Source organism: Paraburkholderia sp. MM5384-R2 (genome assembly GCF_014201025.1).
GTDB classification, from domain to species: Bacteria; Pseudomonadota; Gammaproteobacteria; order Burkholderiales; family Burkholderiaceae; genus Paraburkholderia; species Paraburkholderia tuberum.
Map to the genome: position 1 here is coordinate 63,292 of NZ_JACHDI010000030.1, position 23,442 is coordinate 86,733.

28 protein-coding genes and 2 pseudogenes are annotated in these 23,442 nt (G+C 64.2%); 17 read left to right on the forward strand and 13 right to left on the reverse strand.

Going from position 1 to position 23,442, the window contains the following annotated elements; all coding sequences use genetic code 11:
* Position 1: 1 nt before the first annotated feature.
* A complete protein-coding gene (locus HDG37_RS32585) occupies positions 2–745 on the forward strand; it encodes a TIGR00730 family Rossman fold protein (protein WP_035471771.1) in 744 nt (247 codons plus the stop codon).
* Positions 746–1,021: 276 nt separating this feature from the next.
* Positions 1,022–1,534: pseudogene (locus HDG37_RS32590) on the forward strand (chromate transporter); the annotation flags it as partial.
* A gap of 137 nt (positions 1,535–1,671) precedes the next feature.
* Here HDG37_RS32590 and HDG37_RS32595 read toward each other — a convergent pair.
* A complete protein-coding gene (locus HDG37_RS32595; protein WP_409260260.1) occupies positions 1,672–3,198 on the reverse strand; it encodes an AMP nucleosidase in 1,527 nt (508 codons plus the stop codon).
* 191 nt (positions 3,199–3,389) lie between these two features.
* Between HDG37_RS32595 and HDG37_RS32600 the strand changes: the two genes are divergently transcribed.
* The 7 genes and pseudogenes from HDG37_RS32600 to HDG37_RS32630 all read left to right on the forward strand — a co-directional run bounded on the left by HDG37_RS32600 (position 3,390) and on the right by HDG37_RS32630 (position 8,777).
* A complete protein-coding gene (locus HDG37_RS32600) occupies positions 3,390–3,785 on the forward strand; it encodes a hypothetical protein (protein WP_184054849.1) in 396 nt (131 codons plus the stop codon).
* 214 nt (positions 3,786–3,999) lie between these two features.
* Positions 4,000–4,995, forward strand: a complete 996-nt coding sequence (locus HDG37_RS32605; RefSeq protein ID WP_184054851.1) for a homoserine kinase — start codon at positions 4,000–4,002, stop codon at positions 4,993–4,995.
* Positions 4,986–5,792 carry a BPSS1780 family membrane protein gene (locus HDG37_RS32610; protein ID WP_184054853.1) on the forward strand — a complete coding sequence of 269 codons (807 nt, stop codon included), beginning with the start codon at positions 4,986–4,988 and terminating at the stop codon, positions 5,790–5,792. Before HDG37_RS32605 ends, HDG37_RS32610 begins: the two co-directional genes overlap by 10 nt.
* A 157-nt stretch (positions 5,793–5,949) precedes the next feature.
* A complete protein-coding gene (locus HDG37_RS32615; RefSeq protein WP_090808388.1) occupies positions 5,950–6,402 on the forward strand; it encodes a MarR family winged helix-turn-helix transcriptional regulator in 453 nt (150 codons plus the stop codon).
* Positions 6,403–6,573: 171 nt separating this feature from the next.
* Positions 6,574–6,993: an organic hydroperoxide resistance protein gene (locus tag HDG37_RS32620; RefSeq protein ID WP_184054855.1), complete on the forward strand. Its 420-nt coding sequence runs from the start codon at positions 6,574–6,576 to the stop codon at positions 6,991–6,993.
* 186 nt (positions 6,994–7,179) lie between these two features.
* Positions 7,180–8,251, forward strand: a pseudogene (locus tag HDG37_RS32625) (cryptochrome/photolyase family protein).
* Positions 8,252–8,279: 28 nt separating this feature from the next.
* On the forward strand, positions 8,280–8,777 hold the full coding sequence (locus HDG37_RS32630) for a TspO/MBR family protein (RefSeq protein WP_260335187.1): 498 nt from the start codon (positions 8,280–8,282) through the stop codon (positions 8,775–8,777).
* 155 nt (positions 8,778–8,932) lie between these two features.
* Here HDG37_RS32630 and HDG37_RS32635 read toward each other — a convergent pair whose 3' ends face one another.
* Complete coding sequence (locus tag HDG37_RS32635) at positions 8,933–9,112, reverse strand: DUF3563 family protein (protein ID WP_184054857.1); 180 nt, start codon at positions 9,110–9,112, stop codon at positions 8,933–8,935.
* Between the two features lie 109 nt (positions 9,113–9,221).
* Positions 9,222–10,400, reverse strand: a complete 1,179-nt coding sequence (locus tag HDG37_RS32640; RefSeq protein ID WP_184054860.1) for a PHB depolymerase family esterase — start codon at positions 10,398–10,400, stop codon at positions 9,222–9,224.
* 358 nt (positions 10,401–10,758) lie between these two features.
* On the opposite strand from HDG37_RS32640, the gene HDG37_RS32645 reads away from it, so the two are divergent.
* The 4 genes from HDG37_RS32645 (at position 10,759) to HDG37_RS32660 (ending at position 13,833) form a co-directional block, all read left to right on the forward strand.
* The gene (locus tag HDG37_RS32645; RefSeq protein WP_184054862.1) at positions 10,759–11,460 is read left to right on the forward strand and encodes a phosphatase PAP2 family protein; all 702 of its coding nucleotides are present in this window, start codon (positions 10,759–10,761) and stop codon (positions 11,458–11,460) included.
* Between the two features lie 190 nt (positions 11,461–11,650).
* Entirely contained in the window at positions 11,651–12,424 is a 774-nt protein-coding gene (gene modA / locus HDG37_RS32650) for a molybdate ABC transporter substrate-binding protein (RefSeq protein WP_184054864.1), read from the forward strand.
* A 22-nt stretch (positions 12,425–12,446) separates the two neighbouring features.
* Complete coding sequence (gene modB / locus HDG37_RS32655; protein ID WP_184036157.1) at positions 12,447–13,121, forward strand: molybdate ABC transporter permease subunit; 675 nt, start codon at positions 12,447–12,449, stop codon at positions 13,119–13,121.
* A 1-nt stretch (position 13,122) separates the two neighbouring features.
* Positions 13,123–13,833: a sulfate/molybdate ABC transporter ATP-binding protein gene (locus tag HDG37_RS32660; protein WP_184036143.1), complete on the forward strand. Its 711-nt coding sequence runs from the start codon at positions 13,123–13,125 to the stop codon at positions 13,831–13,833.
* Positions 13,834–13,870: 37 nt separating this feature from the next.
* Here HDG37_RS32660 and HDG37_RS32665 read toward each other — a convergent pair whose 3' ends face one another.
* A complete protein-coding gene (locus HDG37_RS32665) occupies positions 13,871–14,716 on the reverse strand; it encodes a TOBE domain-containing protein (RefSeq protein WP_184054866.1) in 846 nt (281 codons plus the stop codon).
* Between the two features lie 84 nt (positions 14,717–14,800).
* Positions 14,801–15,505 (reverse strand): SDR family NAD(P)-dependent oxidoreductase, encoded by a 705-nt coding sequence (locus HDG37_RS32670; RefSeq protein ID WP_184036122.1) that lies wholly within the window; start codon positions 15,503–15,505, stop codon positions 14,801–14,803.
* Positions 15,506–15,649: 144 nt separating this feature from the next.
* Between HDG37_RS32670 and HDG37_RS32675 the strand changes: the two genes are divergently transcribed.
* Positions 15,650–15,898: a hypothetical protein gene (locus tag HDG37_RS32675; protein ID WP_184054868.1), complete on the forward strand. Its 249-nt coding sequence runs from the start codon at positions 15,650–15,652 to the stop codon at positions 15,896–15,898.
* Between the two features lie 59 nt (positions 15,899–15,957).
* Here the strand turns inward: HDG37_RS32675 and arsH are convergent, their stop codons facing one another.
* From arsH to HDG37_RS32705, 6 genes are all read right to left on the reverse strand, one after another.
* A complete protein-coding gene (gene arsH, locus HDG37_RS32680; RefSeq protein WP_184054870.1) occupies positions 15,958–16,719 on the reverse strand; it encodes an arsenical resistance protein ArsH in 762 nt (253 codons plus the stop codon).
* On the reverse strand, positions 16,716–17,813 hold the full coding sequence (gene arsB, locus HDG37_RS32685; protein ID WP_184054872.1) for an ACR3 family arsenite efflux transporter: 1,098 nt from the start codon (positions 17,811–17,813) through the stop codon (positions 16,716–16,718). The genes arsH and arsB overlap by 4 nt, the downstream gene beginning before the upstream one ends.
* Positions 17,800–18,321: an arsenate reductase ArsC gene (locus HDG37_RS32690; RefSeq protein ID WP_184054873.1), complete on the reverse strand. Its 522-nt coding sequence runs from the start codon at positions 18,319–18,321 to the stop codon at positions 17,800–17,802. The genes arsB and HDG37_RS32690 overlap by 14 nt, the downstream gene beginning before the upstream one ends.
* The gene (locus HDG37_RS32695) at positions 18,318–18,788 is read right to left on the reverse strand and encodes an ArsI/CadI family heavy metal resistance metalloenzyme (protein WP_184054875.1); all 471 of its coding nucleotides are present in this window, start codon (positions 18,786–18,788) and stop codon (positions 18,318–18,320) included. Before HDG37_RS32695 ends, HDG37_RS32690 begins: the two co-directional genes overlap by 4 nt.
* Positions 18,785–19,117, reverse strand: a complete 333-nt coding sequence (locus tag HDG37_RS32700; RefSeq protein WP_184054877.1) for a helix-turn-helix transcriptional regulator — start codon at positions 19,115–19,117, stop codon at positions 18,785–18,787. Before HDG37_RS32700 ends, HDG37_RS32695 begins: the two co-directional genes overlap by 4 nt.
* A 91-nt stretch (positions 19,118–19,208) precedes the next feature.
* The gene (locus tag HDG37_RS32705) at positions 19,209–19,601 is read right to left on the reverse strand and encodes a tautomerase family protein (protein ID WP_184054879.1); all 393 of its coding nucleotides are present in this window, start codon (positions 19,599–19,601) and stop codon (positions 19,209–19,211) included.
* Between the two features lie 99 nt (positions 19,602–19,700).
* Between HDG37_RS32705 and HDG37_RS32710 the strand changes: the two genes are divergently transcribed.
* Entirely contained in the window at positions 19,701–20,552 is an 852-nt protein-coding gene (locus HDG37_RS32710; RefSeq protein ID WP_184054881.1) for a LysR substrate-binding domain-containing protein, read from the forward strand.
* A gap of 44 nt (positions 20,553–20,596) precedes the next feature.
* Here the strand turns inward: HDG37_RS32710 and HDG37_RS32715 are convergent, their stop codons facing one another.
* Positions 20,597–21,271 (reverse strand): hypothetical protein, encoded by a 675-nt coding sequence (locus HDG37_RS32715; protein WP_184054883.1) that lies wholly within the window; start codon positions 21,269–21,271, stop codon positions 20,597–20,599.
* 187 nt (positions 21,272–21,458) lie between these two features.
* Here HDG37_RS32715 and HDG37_RS32720 point away from each other — a divergent pair, with 187 nt between their 5' ends.
* Together HDG37_RS32720 and HDG37_RS32725 are read left to right on the forward strand one after the other, a co-directional pair.
* Complete coding sequence (locus tag HDG37_RS32720; protein WP_018424156.1) at positions 21,459–21,821, forward strand: MbcA/ParS/Xre antitoxin family protein; 363 nt, start codon at positions 21,459–21,461, stop codon at positions 21,819–21,821.
* Entirely contained in the window at positions 21,818–22,519 is a 702-nt protein-coding gene (locus HDG37_RS32725; RefSeq protein WP_090808353.1) for an RES family NAD+ phosphorylase, read from the forward strand. The genes HDG37_RS32720 and HDG37_RS32725 overlap by 4 nt, the downstream gene beginning before the upstream one ends.
* Before the next feature lie 37 nt (positions 22,520–22,556).
* Here the strand turns inward: HDG37_RS32725 and HDG37_RS32730 are convergent, their stop codons facing one another.
* On the reverse strand, positions 22,557–23,294 hold the full coding sequence (locus tag HDG37_RS32730; protein ID WP_184054885.1) for a metallophosphoesterase: 738 nt from the start codon (positions 23,292–23,294) through the stop codon (positions 22,557–22,559).
* Positions 23,295–23,442 lie beyond the last annotated feature (148 nt).

Genomic DNA, 23,442 nt, shown 5'->3' on the forward strand with positions numbered 1-23,442 from the left:
TATGACTAAGAGAAAAGTGATTCCGAGTCTGCGATCGCTCGCAGATCAAGAGCGCGCAACGGCCAAGAAAGCCCGCGCATCGTGGCAGATGTTCACGATTATGGCAGAGTTTATCGAGGCGACCGAGTACCTGTCGGAGATTCGCCCGGCGGTCAGCATCTACGGTTCGGCGCGCCTGAAACCGAACTCGCCGTACTACAAACTCGCCACGCAGATCGCGCGCAAATTGTCGGATGCCGGCTTCGCGGTGATCTCCGGCGGCGGCCCCGGCATCATGGAAGCGGCCAACAAGGGCGCGCATGCGGGCAAGGCGCCTTCGGTCGGTCTGAACATCGAGTTGCCGCACGAGCAGTCGGGCAACCAGTGGCAGGACATCTCGCTGCGCTTCCGCCATTTCTTCACGCGCAAGGTCACGTTCGTAAAGAACTCGGACGCGGTGATCGTGATGCCCGGCGGCTTCGGCACGCTCGACGAACTGGCCGAAGTGCTCACGCTGATCCAGACCAAGAAGTCGCGCCATGTGCCGATCATTCTGGTCGGCGCCGAGTTCTGGGAAGGTCTGCTCGCGTGGTTCAAGAGCGCTCTGATTCCGATGGGTTTGATCAATCCGACCGACATCGATCTGATGCAGGTGATCGACAATCCGGACCAGGTGCTCGAAGCGGTGCTCAAGTTCTACGAAGACCGCGAGGAAGGCGAAGTTCATCCGGTCAAGTCGGAAGAAGACCGGATGTTCTACCTGTGATGGCAAGAGGCTGCGCGTTTCGCATTGCGCGTAGCACGATGCCTATCGTCGCGCACATGGCGGGCAGCCTTCGGGCTGCCCGCTTTCGTTTTGCAGGCCAGTTTGCGGCGCGCTGACTGTCAACCGGATTGGCGAACAAATCGTTTGCACGCTTGCCGTCCGGCGCTAACGTGCTCAGCTGGTACTCGAAGCTCGCAATCTGAACGAACTCACCTCACCCGAAGCCGCGCTCGCGCTCACGCCGCTCAGCATTTATCTTGCCGCAAGGAGCGCACGCTGAACGACACGCTCGTTTCCCTTGCGGCGATTTTTAGTCAGCTGTCGCTGCTCGCGTTCGGCGGCGGCAATACGATCATTCCGGAGATGCAGCGGCAGGTGGTCGACGTGCATCACTGGATGCCGGCCAGCGAGTTCAGCGCGCTGTTCGCGCTCGCTCAAGCCGCGCCCGGCCCGAACCAGATGATCGTCACGCTGATCGGCTGGCATGTGGCCGGCTGGGCCGGCATGCTCGTCACGTCGATTGCGAAGTTCGGGCCGTCGTCGCTCCTGACGATCCTCGCGCTGCATGCGTGGGACCGCTTCAAGGACCGTCCGTGGCGCCGCTTTGCGCAGCTTGGACTCGTGCCGGTGACGGCCGGCCTCGTCGCAGCGAGCGCGGCGCTGATCGCACGCGCTTCGAATCCGACCGCGATAGCGTGGGCGATTACTGCGTTCACGGCCGTGATGGCGACGAAGACGCGGATTCATCCGCTGTGGCTGCTGGCGGCGGGAAGCTTGATCGGGTTGACCCGGTTTCGGGCAGGGTTGAGCCGGCGAGCGTCACCTCGACAACCAACGAAGCCGATTGGGTCCGACGTCGCTCGCGAGCCATCTTCAAAGCGGCACATCCAGCGTAAGCGGGCTGTTTATCAGTGCCTCGGCCTGAGTTACTGAAACGCGACTTCCGCGAAACTGCGCAGCTTGCGGCTATGCAATCGATGCAGCCCATTCGTCCGCAGCAGTTCCATCGCCTTCACGCCGATCTGCAGATGCTGATCGACCTGCGCGCGATAAAACTGATCGGCCATGCCCGGCAGCTTCAACTCGCCGTGCAGCGGCTTGTCCGACACGCACAGCAACGTGCCGTAAGGCACGCGGAAGCGGAAGCCGTTCGCGGCGATCGTCGCGCTTTCCATATCGAGCGCGATTGCACGGCTTTGCGACAGCCGCTGCACCGGCTCGCGATGATCGCGCAGCTCCCAGTTGCGATTGTCGACGCTCGCCACCGTGCCCGTGCGCATCACGCGCTTCAGCTCGACGCCGTCGAGCTGCGTGACCTGCGCGACCGCGCGCTCGAGCGCGACCTGCACTTCGGCGAGCGCCGGAATCGGCACCCACAGCGGCAGATCGGCATCGAGCACATGATCTTCGCGCACATAGCCGTGCGCGAGCACGTAGTCGCCGAGACGCTGCGTGTTGCGCAGTCCTGCGCAGTGGCCGAGCATGATCCACGCATGCGGACGCAGCACCGCGATGTGATCGGTGATGGTCTTCGCATTCGACGGCCCGACCCCAATGTTGATCATCGTGATGCCGCTGCCGTCCGCGCGTTTCAGGTGATAGGCCGGCATCTGCGGCAGACGTGGCGGCAGCGTGCCCTCCTGCGCCTGCTCGCCGAGATTCTCGTTGTAGGTGATGACGTCGCCGGGCTCGACGAACGACGTGTATTCGCTGCGATAGGCGCGCAACTCCTCGTCGTCGGTACGGGCCATCATGCCCCGGCCGAGCTTGACGAATTCGTCGATATAGAACTGGTAGTTGGTGTACAGCACGTAGTTCTGCACATGCGTCGGCGAGGTCGACGTGTAGTGCTTCAGCCGATGCAGTGAAAAATCGACGCGCGCCGCCGTGAACAACGCGAGCGGATGCGGCTCGCCCGGCAGCGGCTCGTACGTGCCGTTGACGATGCGGTCGTCGAGCAGCGCGAGGTCCGGTATATCGAAGATGTCGCGCATCAGGAACAGGCGCTCGCGGTCCAGATCGCCTTCGAGGTGGATGCCCTCGGCGAACGCGAAATGAATCGGAATCGGCTGGTCCGACACACCGACCTCGATCTGCACGTGATGATTCTTCGCCAGCAGCCGCAGTTGCTCGCGATAGTAGTTGCCGAACAGGTCTGGCCGCGTGACGGTCGTCTCGAACACGCCCGGCCCCGCGACGAAACCGTACGAGCGGCGTGAATCGACGTGCGTGTTGACCTCGGTACGCACGCGCACGAACGGGTAGCAGGCGCGCACGCGATGGTCGAACTGCTCGTTGCGGCGATAGCGCGCGAACGCATCGCGCAGGAACGACGTGTTCGCCTCGTAGATCGCGGCGAGGCGGGTGACGGCCTCGGCCGCGTCGTCGAAGCCTTCGGTTGGGAAGCTGTTGGCGGGAGTCTGCACCGTGCGCTGATTGATATCGTTGTTGATCATCATCGTTTACCCTTTTTGATGAGACGACATTACCACGGAACCCGCTGTTGCCAAATGTCGGCGGCGACGCTTGCAACAGCGCCCGCGAGAACGCGCGCAGCTCGCGCGAAAGCGGCGCAAAATAAGGCTTGGCGCCCGTGCGTCAGGCCGGATTTGCTAGAATCCGGGCACCCAATCGGAGAATCACCATGAAGCTGCTCCTTCCCATCGCTGTTGCACTGGCTCTGGCCTTCGGCAACGCCGCGATGGCTGCCCAGCCCGTCGACGAATCGCCGGCCGCCGGCGTGCCCCAGTCCGCCAATGAACGGGCCGGTCTGCCGGACCTGGACAAGATCAATCGTCCGGGCGCAGAGGTCAGCTCGAAGGTCGACATCAACGTTCCGCGCACGCCGAGCTTTCACGAAGTCAGCCCGAACGGCACCGAAATCACCGAATTCCGCGACAAGGGCAAGCCGGTCGAAATCGACGTGCATTCGAATTTCGGCACCCGCTACCAGATGAGCGCGTCGCCCGACACGTCGCCCACCGTCCACGACAGCGGCAAGCCCAGTACGCGCTTGCCATCGGTGAATCTCCACTATTGATCGTTACGCAAGCGGCACGCCGGCAACGGCGGCCGCGGCGCGACCGCGCCCCCGCTCAACCCGATCGCGGCCGCTGCGCGATGAACCCGCGCTGAATGCGGCGACGCTTGCACTTCGCCGTTCCGCATTCGTCGCCCGCTCCGCCACATTCGTTTGTCTCACCTCGCACTGGCCGCACCGCGCCAGCCCGAACAACCTGATCCGACGTTTCCGCATGGCCGTCTTCACCGCTGTCAACAAATCCCAACTCGCAGAATGGATGAGTCACTACGATCTCGGCGATGTCGTCGAGTTTCGCGGCATTTCGTCCGGCATTGAAAACAGCAACTTCTTTCTGACGACGACGCGCGGCGAATACGTGCTGACGATTTTCGAAAAGCTGACAGCTGAACAACTGCCGTTCTATCTGAACCTGATGCGGCATCTTGCCGGGCATCGCGTGCCGGTACCGGATCCGATGCCGCGTCTCGACGGCGCGCTGTTCGGCATGCTGCTCGGCAAACCCGCGACCATCGTGACGAAGCTCGAAGGCGCACCCGAACTCTCGCCGGGCGTCGAGCATTGCGTCGAGGTCGGCCAGATGCTCGCGCGCCTGCACCTCGCGGGCCGCGACTATCCGCGCTATCAGCCGAACCTGCGCAGCCTGCCGTGGTGGCGCGAAACCGTGCCGACGATCCTGCCGTATCTGGAAGGCGAGCAGCGCGATCTGCTGGCGTCCGAGCTTGCGCATCAGGAAGCGTTCTTCGCCTCCGCCGATTACGCGGCAATGCCCGCGGGCCCGTGCCACGCCGACCTGTTCCGCGACAACGCGATGTTCGCTCACGCGGCGCCCGACACCGGCCACGAAGTGCGGCTCGGTGGTTTCTTCGATTTCTATTTCGCCGGCTGCGACAAGTGGCTGTTCGACGTCGCGGTGACGGTCAACGACTGGTGCGTCGACCTCGCGACCGGCAAGCTCGACGCCGAGCGCACCGAGGCGCTGTTGCGCGCGTATCAGACGGTGCGGCCGTTCACCGTCGAGGAAAACCATCACTGGGGCGACATGCTGCGTGCGGGCGCATACCGTTTCTGGGTCTCGCGCCTGTATGATTTTCATTTGCCGCGCGCGGCCGAACTGCTGAAGCCGCACGACCCCGGTCATTTCGAACGCATTCTGCGCGAGCGCCTGCAGGGCGTCGCGAATCCAGGCATCCATACCTCATGCAACTGATCGAAGTCCCCGCGAAAACCGGCTATGTGTGGTTCCGCCAGGGTATCTGGCTGTTCCGCAAGAATCCGCTCGCCTTTCTGACGCTGTTCTTCACCTATTTGCTGGTGATGACGCTCGTGTCACAGATTCCGGTGGTCGGCGGCGTGTTGCCGCTATTGTTCATTCCCGGTGTCGCGGTCGGCTTCATGGCCGCATGCCGCAACACGATCGCGGGCAAACCGGTGTTTCCGACCATCCTTGTCGACGGCTTTCATTCGTATGGCCCGGTGGTCGCGCGGCGGCTGCTCGTGCTCGGCGTGCTGTATGTCATCGCCATGGCGCTCGTGCTGGCCGGCTCGGCGCTCGCCGACGGCGGCATGCTGCTGAAGGTGATGCTCGGCAACGCGTCGATGGACGAGAACACGATCGCCAACAGCAATATCCCGCTCGCGGTGATCACCGCGCTCGCGTTCTACATACCGGTCGCGATGCTGTTCTGGTTCTCGCCCATCCTCGCCGCCTGGCACGACGTGCCGCCCGTCAAGGCGATGTTCTTCAGCGTCGTCAGTTGCTGGCGCAATCGCGGCGCTTTCGTCGTATTCGCGGCGCTGTGGTTCGCAGTCGCAACGGTCGTGTCGATCGGGCTGTCCCTGCTGATGCAGGCGCTCGGCGCGGCCGACTTCGCGTTCGCGATCCTGATGCCCGCGACGATGATCGTCACGACCATGCTGTACTGCTCGTTCTACGCGACCTATCGCGGCTGCTTCGGCGTGCAGACGCCGCAAACGCCGGATCTGCCGACCACGCCGGCGGCCTGATCCGTCGTTCCCGCGCGGGAGCCGTTCTGGCACCCGCGCGCGCCTTCCCCACGTCTCTGTCGAGACACCTGTTCCCGACGCTCGGCATCCTGAAGCGACTTGCGGCACAATGGTTTGCGTTCAATCCATTTGCACGCTCTTTTTGCCGAGATGAATCATGACCCAGCGCCCCGCTCTCCCCTTCACGCTCGACGAGCAACTGTGCTTCGCGCTCTACTCGACCTCGCTCGCGATGACGAAAGCGTACAAGCCGCTGCTCGAAAAGCTCGGACTCACGTATCCACAGTATCTGGCGATGCTCGTGCTGTGGGAAACCGACGACGTCACCGTCAAGGACATGGCCGCGCGCCTGAATCTCGATCCGGCGACGGTCACGCCGCTGCTCAAGCGCCTCGAAGCGCAGGGACTCGTCGAGCGCGCGCGCGGCACCGACGATGAGCGCCTCGTCTACATTCGCCTGACGGGCGCGGGCAAGGCGCTCAAGCGTCAGGCGCGCGACGTGCCCGGCGAAATCTTCTGCGCGACGCAGCAGACGGCGGACTTCCTGCTGCGTCTGCGCGACGACCTCACACGCCTGCGCACGACGCTCAACGACTTCATGGACCAGTAGGGCGATAACTGAAAAGGACTAGTTCCGGTTCCATCGCCAAATTCATTTGCATACAAATTATTTGTGTACTATCTTGATCACCTGCCGCTTCGCTAGCGCTTCGCCAGACCGGCGAACCGGCAGCCAGCGGCAAACAAGCCAACCCTGACACCCCACACTAGGAACCGCACCATGAACATCCTCTACAAGGCAAGCGCAACGAGCACCGGCGGCCGCGACGGCCGCGCCGTATCGTCGGACGATGCATTGGACGTGAAGCTGGCGGCACCGCGTGAACTCGGCGGAAATGGCGCAGCAGGCACGAATCCCGAACAGCTGTTTGCAGCCGGCTACTCGGCCTGTTTCCTGAGCGCCATGAAGTTTGTCGCCGGCCAGCGCAAACAGGCCCTGCCGGCCGACACGCAGGTTTCCGCCGACGTCGGCATCGGTCCGAACGACAAGGGCGGCTTCGCGCTCGACATCGACCTGCGTGTCACTCTGCCGGGTCTGGCTGCGGACGCTGCCGGGGAACTGGTGGATGCAGCGCACCAGGTCTGCCCGTACTCGAACGCTACGCGTAACAACGTCGCGGTTCGTCTGCACGTCGCTTGAGGTCAGGTCGGCCGTTGCGCCGATCAGCAATGCTCAAGAAGAACCGCTCACGGCGCATTACCCTGCGCCGTCGCGAGCAGCGCCCGCACCCTGCACGATAGGGCCGGGCGCTGATTGTTTTCGCGCGCACGGCACGCGTCCTGCATAGCCGGTCCTCGACCACCTTCAGCCCGACTGCCTCTCCCGATGACACGCGCCCGCCGCCTGCACGACAGCTTCGACTCCGGCCTCGTCTGGTTCCGCCGCGTTCTGCGCAGCACCGATCATGCCGCGCTGTACTACGCGTCCAAGCATTGCGAGCGTATCTGGTGCGTGTTCGTGTTCGACACGACGATCCTGCAGCCGATTGTCGATGCCAGGCAGACGCGCCACCCAGGCGAGCCGGTGCAGGATCGTCACACTCGACCAGCTCGGCTTCGCGCCTGGCAACCTGACGGACTTGCAACTGCCCGCCGGCATGAGCGGCGCCCAACAGCGGCTCGACGATTTCCTCACGCGCATCGACAGCTACGCGGAACGGCGCGATTTCCCCGCTGCGAAAAGCCGAGCTATCTGTCGGTGCATCTGCGCTTCGGCACGGTGTCGATCCGCACATTGGCGCGGCTCGCGTACGAGATGTCGCTGCAACCCGACGGCAAAGGCGCCGCGACGTGGCTGTCGGGACCGATCTGGTGGGATTTTTACTTCATGGTGCTCGCGCACCACCCGCGCCTCGCGAAAAGCGCGCCGTTCAAGCCGGAATACGAGCAGTTGCACTGGGAAAAAGGCCGCTCGGCCGACGTAGCGTTCGCCGCCTGGTGCGACGGCCGCACCGGCTATCCGCTCGTCGATGCCGCGATGCTGCGGTTGAACCAGACCGGCTATAAGCACAACCGTCTGCGGATGGCCACGGCAAGCTTCCTCGCGAAGGATCTCGGCATCGACTGGCGGCTCGGCGAGCGATACTTCGCCGATTTGCTGAACGACTTCGATTTCCCGGCGAACAACGGCGGCTGGCAGTGGGCCGCCTCGACCGGCTACGGCGCGCAACCTTACTCCCGTATTTTCAATCCGGTCACGCGATCCGAAAAATTCGACCCCGACGGCGCTTTATCAAACGATATCTACCGCAGCTCGCGAACTTGCCGGCAAAATGGATTCACGCGCGGTGGTTGGCCGGCGCGGAGCGGCTCGCGGAATTCGGTGCATGGTACTGGGCGGGAATTATCCCGAACGGATCGTCGACCAGGCACAGGTCCGCGAGTGCACACTGGCCTGATACGGAAAGTGAGTGCCTGCTCACATTATTGAACAAGATTGAACAAGAAGATCTGAAGGGGGCGAAGATGCGCCGTCTGCCGTCGCTGCTCGTGTTTTTGATCCTGACGCTGGCGGCCGGCTGGGCCGCGAGTCTGTCTCTGCCGGACGCGTGGTACACGGGCCTGCAAAAGCCTGTGTTCAATCCGCCGAACTGGGTTTTCCCACCGGTCTGGACCGTACTTTACGTGCTGATGGCGTTTTCCGCGTGGCGCGTGTGGAAGCGCGACGGCCTGACCGCGGCGATCGTACTGTGGGTCGTTCAGCTGGTGTTCAACGCCGCGTGGATGTGGCTGTTTTTCGGCCTGCATCGCCCGGAGACGGCGCTGATCGACATCCTGATTCTGCTGCTACTGATCGTGATGCTGACGTATGTGTTCTGGCGGCGCGATCGCCTCGCGGGCATTCTGCTCGTGCCGTATGTCGTGTGGGTCGCGTACGCCGCGCTTTTGAACTACGCGTTGTGGCAGCTGAATCCGGCTGCTTGAGTGAAGTCTGCCAACCGGGCACGAAGGCCGCGCGATGAGTAAAGGGGAATGCGCGATACGGGCATGGCCTTGATGGCCAACCCCAAACACCAGCGCCTCACCACGCGCCGATGTTCCGATTGCTGACGGCCTGATGCCGATTACAGGCAGTCGGCTTAGCCGTAGTGCTGGCTCATCCACGACGGACGCACGTTCGTCTCTTGATCGAGCTTGCTCATGCGGAATTCGAGATCGTAGAGATCGGTCGCTTCAGCGAGATAGGCGTCAGCGCGCTCCTTCGCGAGCTGGTCCGGCGACTTGGTCAGAAACAGGAACAGGCGGCTGATCAGATACATGGTTCACCTCGGCAATGATAGCTAGGCGGTTACGCCTAAGGGATAACCCGTATTATAGGGAAAACCCTAATTACATGCCACTACTCATTTTCGAGGTGTTGCTCGGACGTCACCGCCCGACCGATGATGCTGCCAATCCTTCCGCGATGCGGCCCGCGTCCGCACGACGCTGATGCCGGAAAAACTCCCACAGCATGGCGCTCGCGTCCGGGCCCTTGGACGAATGGAAGGGCAGCGCATCGTCGCCGCCGGCCCATGCGTGGCCCAGCCCCTGCACACGACAAACCCGTACCACGCGCCGCCCGCCGCGCAGATAATCGCGCATCACGACGCCATTTTTGCGGTCCTCGCGCGTCTCGCCGGCTTTGCGCGCGCCGTTTGCGTCAATGAGGCGGTTCAGACGCAGAAACTGTGTCGCCAACTGATCCGCGTTGACCGGCGCCACCACATGGTCGGCATCGCCGTGGACGATCAATGCCGGCATGCCCGGGTATTGCGCGACGTTGGTGGTTTCGTCGACGAGTTCCGCCGGCTCGCGACGCGCGCCGCGCCGCATCACGTCCATCGCGGTAATGCCGGAGCGCGCCTCTCCGAAAGCGGGGCCGGAATGCAGCGCGACCGCGGCGAAATGCCCGGGGTACTTGACGGCCAATAGCGCGGCCAGCCCCGCGCCCGCCGAAATCCCCGCCACGTAGACACGCGCGCGGTCAAAGCCGTGCTGCTCGACCAGCGAATCCACCAGCGACACGACCGCGCGCGCTTCCGCGCCGCCCGCGTTGTCGCCGGCATCGTACCAATGCCAGCAGCGGTGCGAGTGCGCGTGCTTCGATTGCTCCGGATACACGACCGCGAAGCCGTAGCGGTCGGCGAGCAGGTTCATGCGCGTACCCTCGGCGAATTCGTCGATCGACTGCGTGCAGCCGTGCAGCATCACGACCAGCGGCATCGCCTCATGTGCGTGCCCGGACGGGATATAGAGCCCGTACTGCAGGTGATTGACCAGCCGGCCCGGCGCGGCCGGCGCGGAATGGAACGAGCGCGTCCACGCGCCGCTCGCCCACGCGGCCGCGCGTGGACGCACGCGCGACTCGCGCGGCGCTTCGCGTTTCATCGGCGTGCGTAGCGCGGCAGCCGGCTTCAGTGGATGAGCCTTGCTCGACGGTTTGGTGGTGGCGGCGCGAACCGGTCGCGCCTGCGCTCGCTTGGCGGTTTTTTGCGCGTGTTCGGTTTGGATCGCGAGCAGGCGCTTGAAACCACGCAGCCAGATTTTCGACAGGCTTTTTGCCATCGGCGATAACCTCGCAAAAAGGGACAAATGCGGACCCCAAAACTGCGGATCAGATGAAGTTGTGCAATGCACAATAACATCATTTTTCCTGCGGTGCTGAACACAGCGCCGCTCTTCGTGCCCCATTTCGATAGTCGCGAACCTTGCCGGGGCCCTGTCGTCAAACCACGTCGATAGCCGTTCGGCAGCCAACATTCGGCGTGCAAAAGCGCTGTGCGCCGCAAGACCGTCGCGCGACACCCGACTATACTGGCGGTTGATCTCCCGACGTGTGATCCGGGCCGCATCGGCGTTTCGTGCCGGCCGCGCGCCGATTTCCACCAACCCGATTTCACGCGACCCGCGTCGCGCTCCCGCCATGCCCGATTTACCGATCCACCTGTGGTATTCGATCACCAGCCTCGGCGGCGCCGGCTTGACGCTGCCGCTCGCGCTCGCCATCGCGCTATGGTTGGCGCTCGGCTACTCGTGGCGGCTCGCGGCCTGCTGGCTCGCGCTGCTCGGTACGGCGATCGGCGTCGTGACCGTGACCAAGCTCGCCTTCCTCGGCTGGGGCGTCGGCGTGCGCGAGCTCGATTTCACCGGCGTCAGCGGTCACTCCATGCTGTCCACGGCCGTCTATCCGGTTGCGCTGTTTTTGATGCTATTGCCCGCGCGCCGCGCCGTCCGGCTGCTCGGCGTGCTCGGGGGGCTTGCCGCCGGCCTGGCGGTGGGCTTGTCGCGCGTCGTGCTGAGCGCGCATTCGCCGTCCGAAGCCGTGACTGGCTGCCTCGTCGGCGCGCTCGCCGCGCTCGTGTTCGTGCGCATCGCGTGGAATGCGGAACCGGGCCGGCTGTCGGCGCTCCCGGTCACCGTCAGCCTGATGGTGCTGGCAATCCTGATGCACGGCGTGCACGTACCCACGCAGCGCTGGGTCACGCATATCGCATTGAAGGTGTCCGGTCACGACCGGCCGTTCATTCGCGCGAAATGGCTGTCCCCACGCGACATTCGACCGTCGGCCGCGCCGCTGTCGCAAACACGCAATACGCTCGAGCCGATGCGCGCGTCGGACATCTGAGCACGCTGCGCCGGCGCTTCCGCCGCGTTTTCAAGCTTCCTTTTACAGTTTCGTAGCACTTCCCTCGCTTCACGCCATACGTGAAGCGCTACGCCGAATCGACCGTTTTGCGCACCGCTATAACCGCGCATATATTACGATAGCGTTTTTAAGCCACTGCTTCCCGTTCACGTCAGACTCCAGGTCCTTCATGACGCTCTCTTGCCATCTGAAGCAGTACGCGCTGTGCGTCGCAGCCGCCGTCGCCGTCGTGGTCAGCGTGAACGCCCACGCCGATGAACTGGTGGTCTCGGCCGCCGCCAGCCTGACCAATGCGTTCAAGGCGGTCGGCGACGCGTTCGAGCAACAGCATCCGGGCACCAAGGTTCTGTTGAACTTCGGCGCGTCCGACGTGCTGATGCAACAGATCGTCAAAGGCGCGCCCGCCGACGTATTCGCGTCCGCGGATCAGAAGGCAATGGACAAGGCCGCCGCCGAAAAGGTGATCGTGCCGTCGACGCGGCGCGACTTCGCCGCCAACTCGCTGGTGCTGATCGTGCCAGCCGACAGTCATTTCGCGCCCGCCAACCTCGACGCGCTGACGACCGCGAACGTCAAGCGCGTCGCGTTCGGCGATCCGGCCTCGGTGCCGGTTGGCCGCTACACGCAAGGCGCGCTTCAGGCCGCCGGCGTATGGGACGCGGTCAGCGCGAAGGCGGTGCTCGCGTCGAACGTGCGTCAGAGCCTTGATTACGTCGCGCGCGGCGAAGTCGACGCCGGCTTCGTGTTCGGCACCGATGCCGCGATCATGCCCGACAAGGTCAAGGTCGCGCTGAACCTGCCGACGCAAACGCCGATCAGCTATCCGATCGCGCAGGTCGAAGGCAGCCATGACGCGGCCGACGCGCAAGCCTTCATCGACTTCGTGCTGTCGCCGGCCGGCCAGGCGGTGCTCGCGAAGTATGGCTTCAAGCCGGCGCATTGATTCACGGGGAGAGCACACGCTCATGCAACAGGCCTGGGTTCCGCTGCTGCTATCGCTGAAGGTCGCAGGCTGGGCCACCGCGCTCACTCTCGTGCTCGGCGTCGCGGCCGCGTTCGGCCTGTCGCGCTGGCGCTCCGGCGCGCGCGACGTGATCGATTCGCTGCTGATGCTGCCGCTCGTGCTGCCGCCCACCGTGCTCGGCTATTACCTGCTCGTGCTGCTCGGCCGACGCGGCGTGATCGGCGCGTGGCTCGACCGCTTCGACATCCAGCTCGTCTTCACGTGGCAGGGCGCGGTGATCGCGTCGACGGTGGTCGCGTTTCCGCTCGTGCTGAAGTCCGCGCGCGCCGCCTTTGAGGGCGTCGATCCGCAGTTGGAGCGCGCGGCGCGCACGCTCGGCGTCAGCGAAGCCGCGGTGTTTTTCCGCGTGACGCTGCCGCTCGCCGCGCGCGGCATCCTCGCGGGCGGCCTGCTCGCGTTCGCGCGCGCGCTCGGCGAATTCGGCGCGACGCTGATGATCGCGGGCAATCTGCCAGGCCGCACGCAGACACTGTCGGTCGCGGTCTATTCGGCGGTGCAGGCCGGCGACGACAGCACCGCCAACTTCCTCGTGCTCGTGACATCGGTCGCGTGCGTGACGATCCTGCTGCTCGCGGGGCGTCTCGTGCCGCAGCACACGCTTCTGAGAGCCCGCTGACATGCCGCTCAACGTCGCCATCCGCAAGACCTTCGAGACCGCCGAGCGGCGCTTCACGCTCGACGTCGCGTTTAGCGCGAGCACGCAGCGGCTCGTGCTGTTCGGGCCGTCGGGCGCGGGCAAGAGCCTGACCTTGCAGGCGATCGCCGGCTTGCTGCGTCCCGATGAAGGGACCATCACGCTGCACGGCACCACCTTGTTCGATAGCGCGGTCGGCATCGATCAGAAGCCGCAGGCGCGCAAGATCGCGTATCTGTTTCAGGACTACGCGCTGTTTCCGCATCTGAACGTGCGGCAGAACATCGGCTTCGGGCTGCACCGGGGCTGGCTCAATCCGCGTGCGCGCGGCGCGCATGCGCAGGTCGATTACTGGCTCGATGCGCTCGAATTGAGGGGCGTGGCGGGCAATCACCCGGCGCAGCTGTCGGGCGGGCAGAAGCAGCGTGTGGCGCTCGCGCGCGCGCTGGTTTCGCAGCCGCGCCTGCTGCTGCTCGACGAGCCGTTTTCCGCACTGGATAGTGAGTTGCGCCAGCGCATGCGACGCGAGCTATCGGACCTGCAAACGCGGCTCGATATTCCGATGGTGCTTATCACGCACGATCCGGACGACGTCGCCGCATTCGGCGATCAGGTCGTGCAGGTCAGCGACGGCCGCGTGCGCGAGGATCACCCGTTCGCAGGATATGCGCGCAGCGAGGCGTCGCCTCGTTGAGCGGGTGGCATTGCGCCTTCGTTACGCCCCGGCAACCTCAATCCTTCACGCCAAGTATCACGCTCGACGCCTTGAACACCGCGACCGCGCTCGCGCCTTCCTGCAAACCGAGCATCTCGACGCTGCCATTGGTGACGACCGCCGTGACCACCGCGCCGCCGTCGAGCCCGAGCGACACTTCCGCGTTCACCGCGCCGCGCTTCACGCTGTGCACGGTGCCAGACAACTGATTGCGCGCCGACAGGTTCAACGGCGCATCGCGATCGCCATCACCCGGTACGAGCAAAACGACCCACGACGCCTTGATCAGCGCAAACGCCGCCACGCCGACCGCGAGCCCGAGGGCTTCGGTGCTCTCGTGCGTGAGCACGGCGACGATCGTGTGGCCGCCGGGCAGCGCGAGCGACACTTCGTCGTTGACGGTGCCGCGCTCGATCGCCGACACCGTGCCGAAGAACTGATTGCGCGCGCTCGTCTTCACGCCGATGCGGCCGATCAGGTCCCAGTCCGTCGCGAAGCCCTCGCCGATCGCCGCGCCCGCGCGTTCGAGAAAGCGCCGATGCTCGCGCTCGACCGCGCGAAACGTCTCGATCAGCTTCACCGCGCGCGGCGTCAGCGTCGTGCCGCCGCCGCCCTTGCCGCCGGTCAAACGTACGACGAGCGGCTCGCCGGCGAGGTTGTTCATCGTATCGATGGCATCCCACGCGCCTTTATAGCTGATGCCGACCGCCTTCGCCGCGCTCGTGATCGAGCCGGTCTCGCCAATCGCCGCAAGCAGCGCGATGCGGGCCGCGCCGCCGAGCGTCTGCGTGCCCGCCTGAAACCAGACGGAGCCGCCGAGTTCGAGAGCATCGCGGGGAGGATCGGGGCGGTCGACGGTCATGGCAAAGAGTGGTTGAGGGTACGTGTAGGGCGGCGAATCATTATAGCGACGCGCTCTTCCGCCGCTGGCCCCTACGCTTGCCGCTCACCATGGCACGACTCTGCCGAGGTAGTCGAGGTAATGCAAACCGGCACGGCCCTCGTAAGCGTCGATCGTGCTGACCAGGTTCGGGATGCTTTCGTCGATGCTCAGACGCGCGTCCGGCCCGCCCATGTCGGTTCGCACCCAGCCGGGCGCCATCAGCAGCAGGGTTCTGGTATCGCTTCGGTGACGCGCGGCAAAGCTTCGCATGAACATGTTGAGCGCGGCCTTGCTGCCGCGATAGACCTCGTAGTTGCCATTCTCGTTGTTGGCGACGCTGCCCTGCCCCGACGACATCACGCCGATCGTGCCAGTCGGCCGAACGAGATCCTGCAGCGCCTCGACGACCCGCATCGGACTCAACGCGTTCGTCACCATCACGCGCACGAATTCGTCGGTCGATACATCCGCGATCGTTTCACTATCGTCGTTCTTGACGCCGGCGTTGACGAACAGCAGGTCGATCGGACGTCCTTCGAGGCGGCCCCGCAACGCGGCGACCTGTTCGGGCATCGTGATGTCGACCGTTTCGACTTCGAGTGCGTCATGTGACGCCGTCGCAAGCTGAAGGAGCCTGGTCGTGGAATTTTGCCTGCCGGTCGCGATGACTCGCCAGCCGCGCTTCAGATACTCCTCGACCATCGCGAAGCCGAGGCCGCGCGAGGCGCCGATCAGAAGCACGGTTTTTTGCTGGTTTGCGGGTTGCATGGAACGTTTCCTGTCGATGGACTCGGGTTGAAGCCGGTCCAGGAAATATAGTCCCGCGTGATACAGCGCGGAAGATGCAATGCTTGCACTTGCCGACCGTGAATTGTCGACAATGAGCAAGCGCACGAATCAGGAGACCGCGCGATGTCACCCTCTCGTGAATACTGGTTCCCAGCCAAACGCTATGGCTGGGGTTGGGGCCTTCCCGTGCGCTGGCAAGGATGGGTGACGCTGCTCGCGTATTTCGTGTTGCTCGGGGTGGTCGTTTTCCGGTTTCAACCCGCGGGTCATCCGCTCACGTTCGCCTTGCTGGTCGCGCTATTAACCGTGGCTCTCGTGGTCGTGTGCTGGCTGAAGGGCGAGCCGCCGCGCTGGCGGTGGGGTAAGGACTAGCAAGTCCGCTCAGCCACGCCAGCACCCACGTCTCTAGCCGGGTATGCAGGTGGTCGGGTTCATTCGGTTTCGCTGTCGTCGGTGTCGGCATTGGAGTTGATTTCGTGTCGCATCGCCGAGCCTGCAAGTACGCTCGCTTGCAGGGGCGCGGCCTCCTTGCGCTCGCTGTATCGATCGGTCAGATAGTCCGAACGGTCCCGCACGAGCAGCGTGAACTTGAACAACTCTTCCATCACGTCGACCACGCGATCATAGTAGGACGAGGGCTTCATACGGCCATCGGAATCGAATTCCTGGTATGCCTTTGCGACCGACGACTGATTGGGGATGGTCACCATCCGCATCCAGCGGCCAAGCACGCGCAGCGCGTTTACCGCATTGAACGATTGCGAGCCTCCGCACACCTGCATCACAGCCAGCGTGCGCCCCTGGGTCGGCCGTATTCCCGCGCTTTCGAGCGGCAGCCAGTCGATCTGATTCTTGAATACGGCCGCGAGATTGCCGTGGCGTTCCACGCTCCACCAAACCTGCCCCTCCGACCACTCGGACAGCTTGCGCAGTTCGACGACCTTCGGGTGATCTACCGGGACGCTATCGGCGAGCGGCAGGCCGTGCGGGTCGAATACCCGCGTTTGCGCTCCGAAATGCCGGAGGATGCGCTCGGCTTCGAGCGTCAGCAGCCGGCTATACGACGTTGCTCGCAGCGACCCGTAAAGCAGCAGGATGCGTGGCGGATGCGTTGAAGTGGTCACCGGTGCCAGCTTGTCCACGTTCGGTATATCGAGGTGAATAGGGCTGACGTTCGGCAGATCACTCATCACGATCCGTTTCTCCCCAGGTTGGGCGCGACTTTCCGCTGCCCTGATTCGTACCATGCTTGCGAACGGTTCACGACCCCCACGACGAGCAGCATCACGGGGACCTCGATCAGAACCCCAACCACCGTCGCCAGTGCGGCACCCGAATGAAAACCGAACAGGCTGATTGCCGTGGCCACGGCGAGTTCGAAGAAGTTGCTTGCGCCAATCAGACTCGACGGGCCAGCGACGCAATGTGCGACGCCCAGCTGGCGGTTCAGCAGGTAGGCCAGTCCCGAGTTCAGAAACACCTGAATGAGGATTGGCACGGCGAGCATCGCGATCACCAGCGGCTGCTCAACGATCTGCTGACCCTGAAACGCAAACAGCAGGACCAGCGTCACGAGCAAGGCGCAGATGGACCAGGGACCGAGACGGGCAACGACGCTACGGAAATGCTCTTCGCCCTTTCGAAGAAAGCGTTGGCGCAGCAGTTGCGCGAGGACGACCGGGATCACTATGTAAAGGCCAACCGAAGCGATCAGTGTGTCCCAAGGCACTGTGATCGCGGACAGCCCGAGCAGCAACGCGACGAGTGGCGCGAACGCCACGACCATGATCGAGTCGTTCAGCGCGACCTGCGACAGAGTGAAATACGGGTCGCCCTTGCACAGCTGCGACCACACGAAGACCATTGCCGTGCACGGCGCGGCGGCGAGCAGGATGAGACCTGCGAGGTAGCTGTCGAGTTGCTCGACGGGCAGCCACGGCCTGAACACGTGACGAATGAACACCCAGCCCAACACGGCCATCGAGAACGGTTTGACGAGCCAGTTGACCGCGAGCGTCACGCCGATGCCGCGCCATTGGCTGCCGACCTGCTTCATCGCCGAGAAGTCGATCTTGATGAGCATCGGGATGATCATCACCCAGATCAGCACGCCGACGGGCAGGTTGACGTGCGCGACTTCCATGCGCCCGAGCGCCTGAAATGCGCCCGGCAACAACTGGCCGAGTATCACGCCTGCCACGATGCACAGCGCGACCCACACCGTCAGATAGCGCTCGAAGAAGCCGATAGCCGGGCGCGCGGCTGCACGAGCCTCAGCGCGACTCATTGGTTTCCTCTGCCGGACGCTCGCCAATGGCACGCATTTCGCGCCGGATTGCGTCGTGGTTGAGCGCGTGCAGCGGCAGGTTCACGAACTGGCTCACGCGATTCATGATCTGTCGATAGACCTTGTCGAAAACTTCGCGCTTCTCGTCGTCGGTTCCCTGGCAGGCTGCGGGATCTTCAAAGCCCCAGTGTGCGCTGATCGGCTTGCCGGGCCAGATCGGGCAGACCTCGCCCGCGGCCTGATCGCATACGGTAATGACGAAGTCCATCTGCGGCGCGTCGGGCGTTGCGAACTCGTCCCAGCTCTTACTGCGCATCCTGGCGGTGTCGTAGCCCAGTGCCGCGCATTTCTCGATCGCGAACGGATTGACTGCGCCGGATGGATGGCTGCCCGCGCTGTACGCGCGAAACTGTCCTTTGCCGAGCACGTTGAACAGCGCCTCGGCCATGATGCTGCGTGCGCTGTTGCCGGTGCAGAGAATCAGTACGGAATACGGTTTGCCGCTCATGTGCGGCTCCGAAATGAAATGCTTGTCTGGGACGGAGCGCAGCAGGCTGCCGCGGATTCGTTTGCTGCCAATGCCTCCTGGGTATGAGATTGCCCATAGATGGGAGCCGATTCGAGCGTCAGGAAGGTTTCCCAGGCCACGCCTTGCGGATCGACGGTCCACGCCTTGTCCGACTTCGCGTAACAGCATGTCGTGCCGCTCTGGTGCTGCACGGGAACTTCAGCGGCGGCGAAGCGCGCGTTCATCTCTGCCAGTTCCTCATCGGTTTCGACCTGGATGCCAATGTGATCGACGCCAGGTTTCGCGCCGCGTTGCGAGATCGCGAAGTTCACGACGGGGTCGCTCAACTCCCACTTGCAGTAATCGCTCTTGATGACCGTCGGCTCGACGCTGCCAAACATCGCGCTGTAGAAGCGGATGCTGTCGGCAAGATTGTCCACAGCCACGTGAATGTGCATGCGTTTCATGTTTCGTCTCGGCAGCAGTTGGAAAGGTCGCTCGCGGCGCACGATGTACCGGAGCAGCAGTTCTCTGTGAGGAAGCCGATCAGCGACGTCATCGCGTCGAAGTTTGCGGTGTAGATGACGAAGCGCCCTTCCTGTCGCGGACTCACCAGTCCGGCGTGTGTCAGGTCTTTCAGGTGGAATGAAAGGCCGGAAGGCGAAATGCCTAACTGCTGCGCTATTTCGCCAGCCGCCATGCCTTCGGGGCCGGCAACGACGAGCTGGCGAAAGATCGCGAGACGGGATTCGTGAGCGAGCGCGCCGAGCGCGCGTACGGCATTGATCGTGTCCATAAAGACACTATATCCACTTCATCGTTATATTTCAATATTTGTTGAAATATCGCAATTTGGTCGGTGGTTCGCTCTTTGATGACGCATTTCGCTAGTCGGGACGGCTTGCGTACTGCGCAATCCCATTCCCAAACGACCAGTTCTCCTTCTCGACCTCGACGAGATTGATGAACACATCCTCGGGCCGCACGCCCGGCGACTTCCCGAGTTCATCGACGATGCGCCGGTAGAGCGCCTTCTTCTGCTCGACCGAACGCGTGTTGCTGACGGTCAGTTGGATCACGACGAGATCGTCGCCGCGCTCGATATTCTGGTACTGCCGGTCATAGATCATGTTGTCGGCCGTGTGCTCGGTGATCAGCATGAACATGTCGTCCTTCGGCACGTTGAACGTGTCCACCAGCGAGCGCTGGATGCCGGCGCTCAGCGCCTGGCGGTAATCGGCCGGCTTGCCGGCGCGCAGTGAGATCCGGGTGAGCGGCATGATGGGCTCCTTGTTTGCGGTGTTGGGTTGAACACAGCTTAGGCGCGCTCAGTCATAATAAACAGATATCTCTATCTATTTCATCCATTTTCATCCGAAATGAAAGTCCTCGATCTCGATGCGGTGCGCGCCTTCGTGCTGGTCGCCGATCTGCGCAGCTTCACGCGCGCCGCGGACGCGCTCGATACCACCCAACCGGCCGTCAGCCTGAAGCTGAAGCGACTGGAGGCGCATCTGGGCAAGCAATTGCTGGAGCGCACGCCGCGCATCGTGCGTCTGTCCGCCGACGGCCACGCGTTTCTCGGCGCCGCGCGCGAGTTGCTGAACGCGCACGAGCGCGCGCTCGGCGCGCTGTCGGTGGAGCGGCGACGGCTCGTGCTCGGGCTCAGCGAGCACGTTGCGGGCTCCGATCTGCCGCACCTGCTCGGCCGGCTCAACGCACACGATCCGGGACTCGTGGTCGAGTTGCATATGGGCACGTCGGCGGCGTTGCTCGCGCAGTTCGACGAACGCCGGCTCGATGCGGCCATCGTCCGCTACGGCGCCGACGAACCGCCGCGCGATGACGCGCAGACGCTGTTCAGCGAACCGCTCGGTTGGCTCGCGACGCCGACATGGCTGCCGCGAGTCGGTGAGCCGCTAGCGCTCGCGCTATTGAGCCCGCCGTGCAACGTGCGTGACGTCGCGTTGCGCACGCTGACGGCGGCGGGCATCGCCTGGCAGGAGGTGTTTGTGGGTGGTGGCGTCGCGGCAGTGGGCGCGGCTGTGGCCGCTGGGCTCGCCGTGTCGCCGCTCGCGCGTCGGGTTGCGCCGCGCGGTCTGATCGACGTCGGCGCGCGGCTCAGCTTGCCGGCGCTGCCGGAATCGCGTGTGACGCTGCATTCGCGCGTGCGCGAGGCCCGCTCGGCGGAAACGCTGCGGCTGCTTGCAAACGGCCTCGCCACGGCGTGACGCCACGACCGATGCCACACCGCGCCGCGCCGCTCGAAGCAGCCTTAGTGGATGATCGGCGGCAGCGAACCGCTGCTGGCGGTCGCCGGATTGGGCACGGAGCCCATCGGCGCGATGTCGCTAACGTTTGCGGACGCGTCCGACGAAGTCCGCACGGGCGGTTTGATCAGATTCGCACGGGAAATCGCGGGCTTCGCCGCGACCTTGTCCACATGCGGACGCGCGGTGTGAGCCGCCGCGAAATCGGCGTGCACGACCTTGCCCTGAGCCGGCTTCGCGTGCGCCAGTTGCACATGTGGCTGCGCGTGCTTCGCGGTCTGCGCGGTCACGCTGGCGTGCGACCGGTTCGGGCCCGACGCCGCGACTTTCGTACCGCCTTTCACGTTCCCGCCCGCCACGAGATGTTTCACGCCGTTCCCATGCGCCGCGAGTTTGCCGCCGTGGGCCGCGCCGGCCGACGTGACATGGGTTGCCGCGTGCCGGGCGCTCGCCGTCTGCCGTGCATGCGCACCAGCTTTGGTCTTGATTCCGCCCTTGGCGCCCGCCTTCACTTTCACCGCCTCGGGTTTTTTCCGCGCGTGCGCCTGCCGGGTAACGTGTCCGCTCGCGAGATGCCCGCTCACCTCCGGCGGATTCCACACTTCCGCATAACCGGCAGCCAACGCCACCTCCGACACACACCATACGGCCAGCGCCGCTGCTACTACTCGAACCCGCATCTGCTGCTTCTCCTGATCGACGACTGCCAAAACGAGCCGGGATTATATTCTCTTGCAAAAATCCACTTTTGGACTAATATCATTAAAAAGTACACATAGGGACTTACCCGCAATGACTCACGCTGCCCGAATTTCCTCGCCCGAGGCATCGCCGCGACGATCGCTTTCGGAACCCACGCTGACGCAGATGTCCGCGGCCGGTCTGCGTGCGTTCTTCAACATCGCGCGCGACTGGGACCTGAGCGCCGACGAGCAGATCGTGCTGCTCGGCAAGCCGGGCCGCTCGACGTTCTTCAAGTGGAGGGCGACGCCCGAGACCGCGCGCCTCAGCCACGACACGCTGGAGCGACTGTCGCTGCTGCTCGGCATCTACAAGGCGCTGCAGATTCTGCTGCCGCAGCCGAGCGCCGCCGACACCTGGGTCAAACGCCCCAACAGCGCGCCGCCGTTCGGCGGCAAACGCGCGCTGGACCGCATGCTGGCGGGCAACATCAGCGATCTCGTGGCCGTGCGCCAGTATCTCGACGCAATGCGAGGCGGCTGGGCGTGACACAACCGCAATGGCAGGACCGCTGGACCAGCGCAGCGCTCGATTGGTCGCCCGCGTATCGCGTGATTCCGACGCGCTTTCCGGCCATCAACCTGTTCGATCGGGTCGCATCGCCGGAGGATTTCGACGCGCTGTACGCGCTCGAAGCGATGACCAACGACCGTCTGCGCACCGAAATCGGCGAACTCGATCTGGTGCCGCGCGAGGAGCGCCGTTTCGGGCCCGGCTACGGGCCGATCATGGCCGCGCTCACGCATCTGAATCCGCTCGGCAGCCGCTTTTCCGACGGCACCTACGGCGTGTTCTATTGCGCGCGTTCACGCGCGACTGCGATCGCGGAAACACGCTATCACACGGGTCAGTTTCTCCAGGCGACCGCCGAGCCGCCGATGCGTCAACAGATGCGTCTCTACACGGTAGTCGCACAAGGCAGCGTGGTCGACTTGCGTCGCGACCCCGAGTTCGATCCCGCCGTGCTGTCGCCCGACGACTACCTTCCCGGACAGGCGCTCGGGCGCGCGGTACGCGCGGCGGGCGCGCCGGGCATCGTGTATCCGTCGGTGCGCGACAGCGCTGGCGAATGCCTCGCGGCATTCCGCACGATGCTGCTGCGCGATTGCCATCACGCGGCATACCTCGAATACAACTGGAACGGCAGGAGCGTCGATATGGTGTTCGAGTTGAATCAGGTCGGGTGACAAAAGAGCGGCGAAGCAGCGCGGGGGCTTCAGCCGTTCAAGGCAAGGCCAATTCCGCCGCCCCTTCCGCGCGCGCGGCCTCGACCGAGATCGACCAACGACGCAACGCCTGCGGCTGCACGATCGTCAACGTGCCGTCCGGCCCGAACGCACCCGTATCGATGAACACTTGCGAGCCGATCTGCGTGATGTCGCGCACCGGCGTATGGCCGCAATAAGTCAGCGACAGCCCGCGCTGCCGCAGCGGATCGCCGTTGCCCAGCGCGAGCTCGCGACCCCACAGCAATTGCTGGCGCGTTTCGGCCGAATAATTGCCCGCGTCGAGCTCGGCGTCGGAGCCGAAAAATTCGGCGTGCAGAACGTTGAAGCGCGCCTTGCCGCTGCCGATCACGCGCACGAGCGGCAGCGTGCGCAGATGCTCGGCGTAATAGCGCAGACGCTCGTCGGGCACGTCGGCCGCCCACGCGCCGCCGATGCCGTACCACCACTGCCGCCGCAAGCGGCCGTCGGCGACCGCGCACAGCGCGTCCTCGTGATTGCCGAGCACCGCATGGAACCACGGCTTCGCGAGCAGCGCGAGCGCCTGCTCCGAGTGCTCGCCCCGATCGACCAGATCGCCGACGGAAAACAGCCGGTCGCACGTCGGATCGAACGCGATCTGACGCAGCAGGTAGCGCAAAGCGTCGACGCAGCCGTGCAGATCGCCGACCACGAAATCGCGGCCGGCCTCGTTGGCGTCGTGATGCTGAACGAAGTTGGCGGGGGTGGAATTCATCCCACCATGATAATGCGGCCGGCGCGCACGCGTATGCGGGGTGCCTATCGTATCAGGGCTTCCGCATGAAGGCCCGTATCAGGCAAGGCCGAGGACGGAGTCCCGCATAGCGGTATCCCATGCAGCGAGGTTACGGATATTTTTCAGA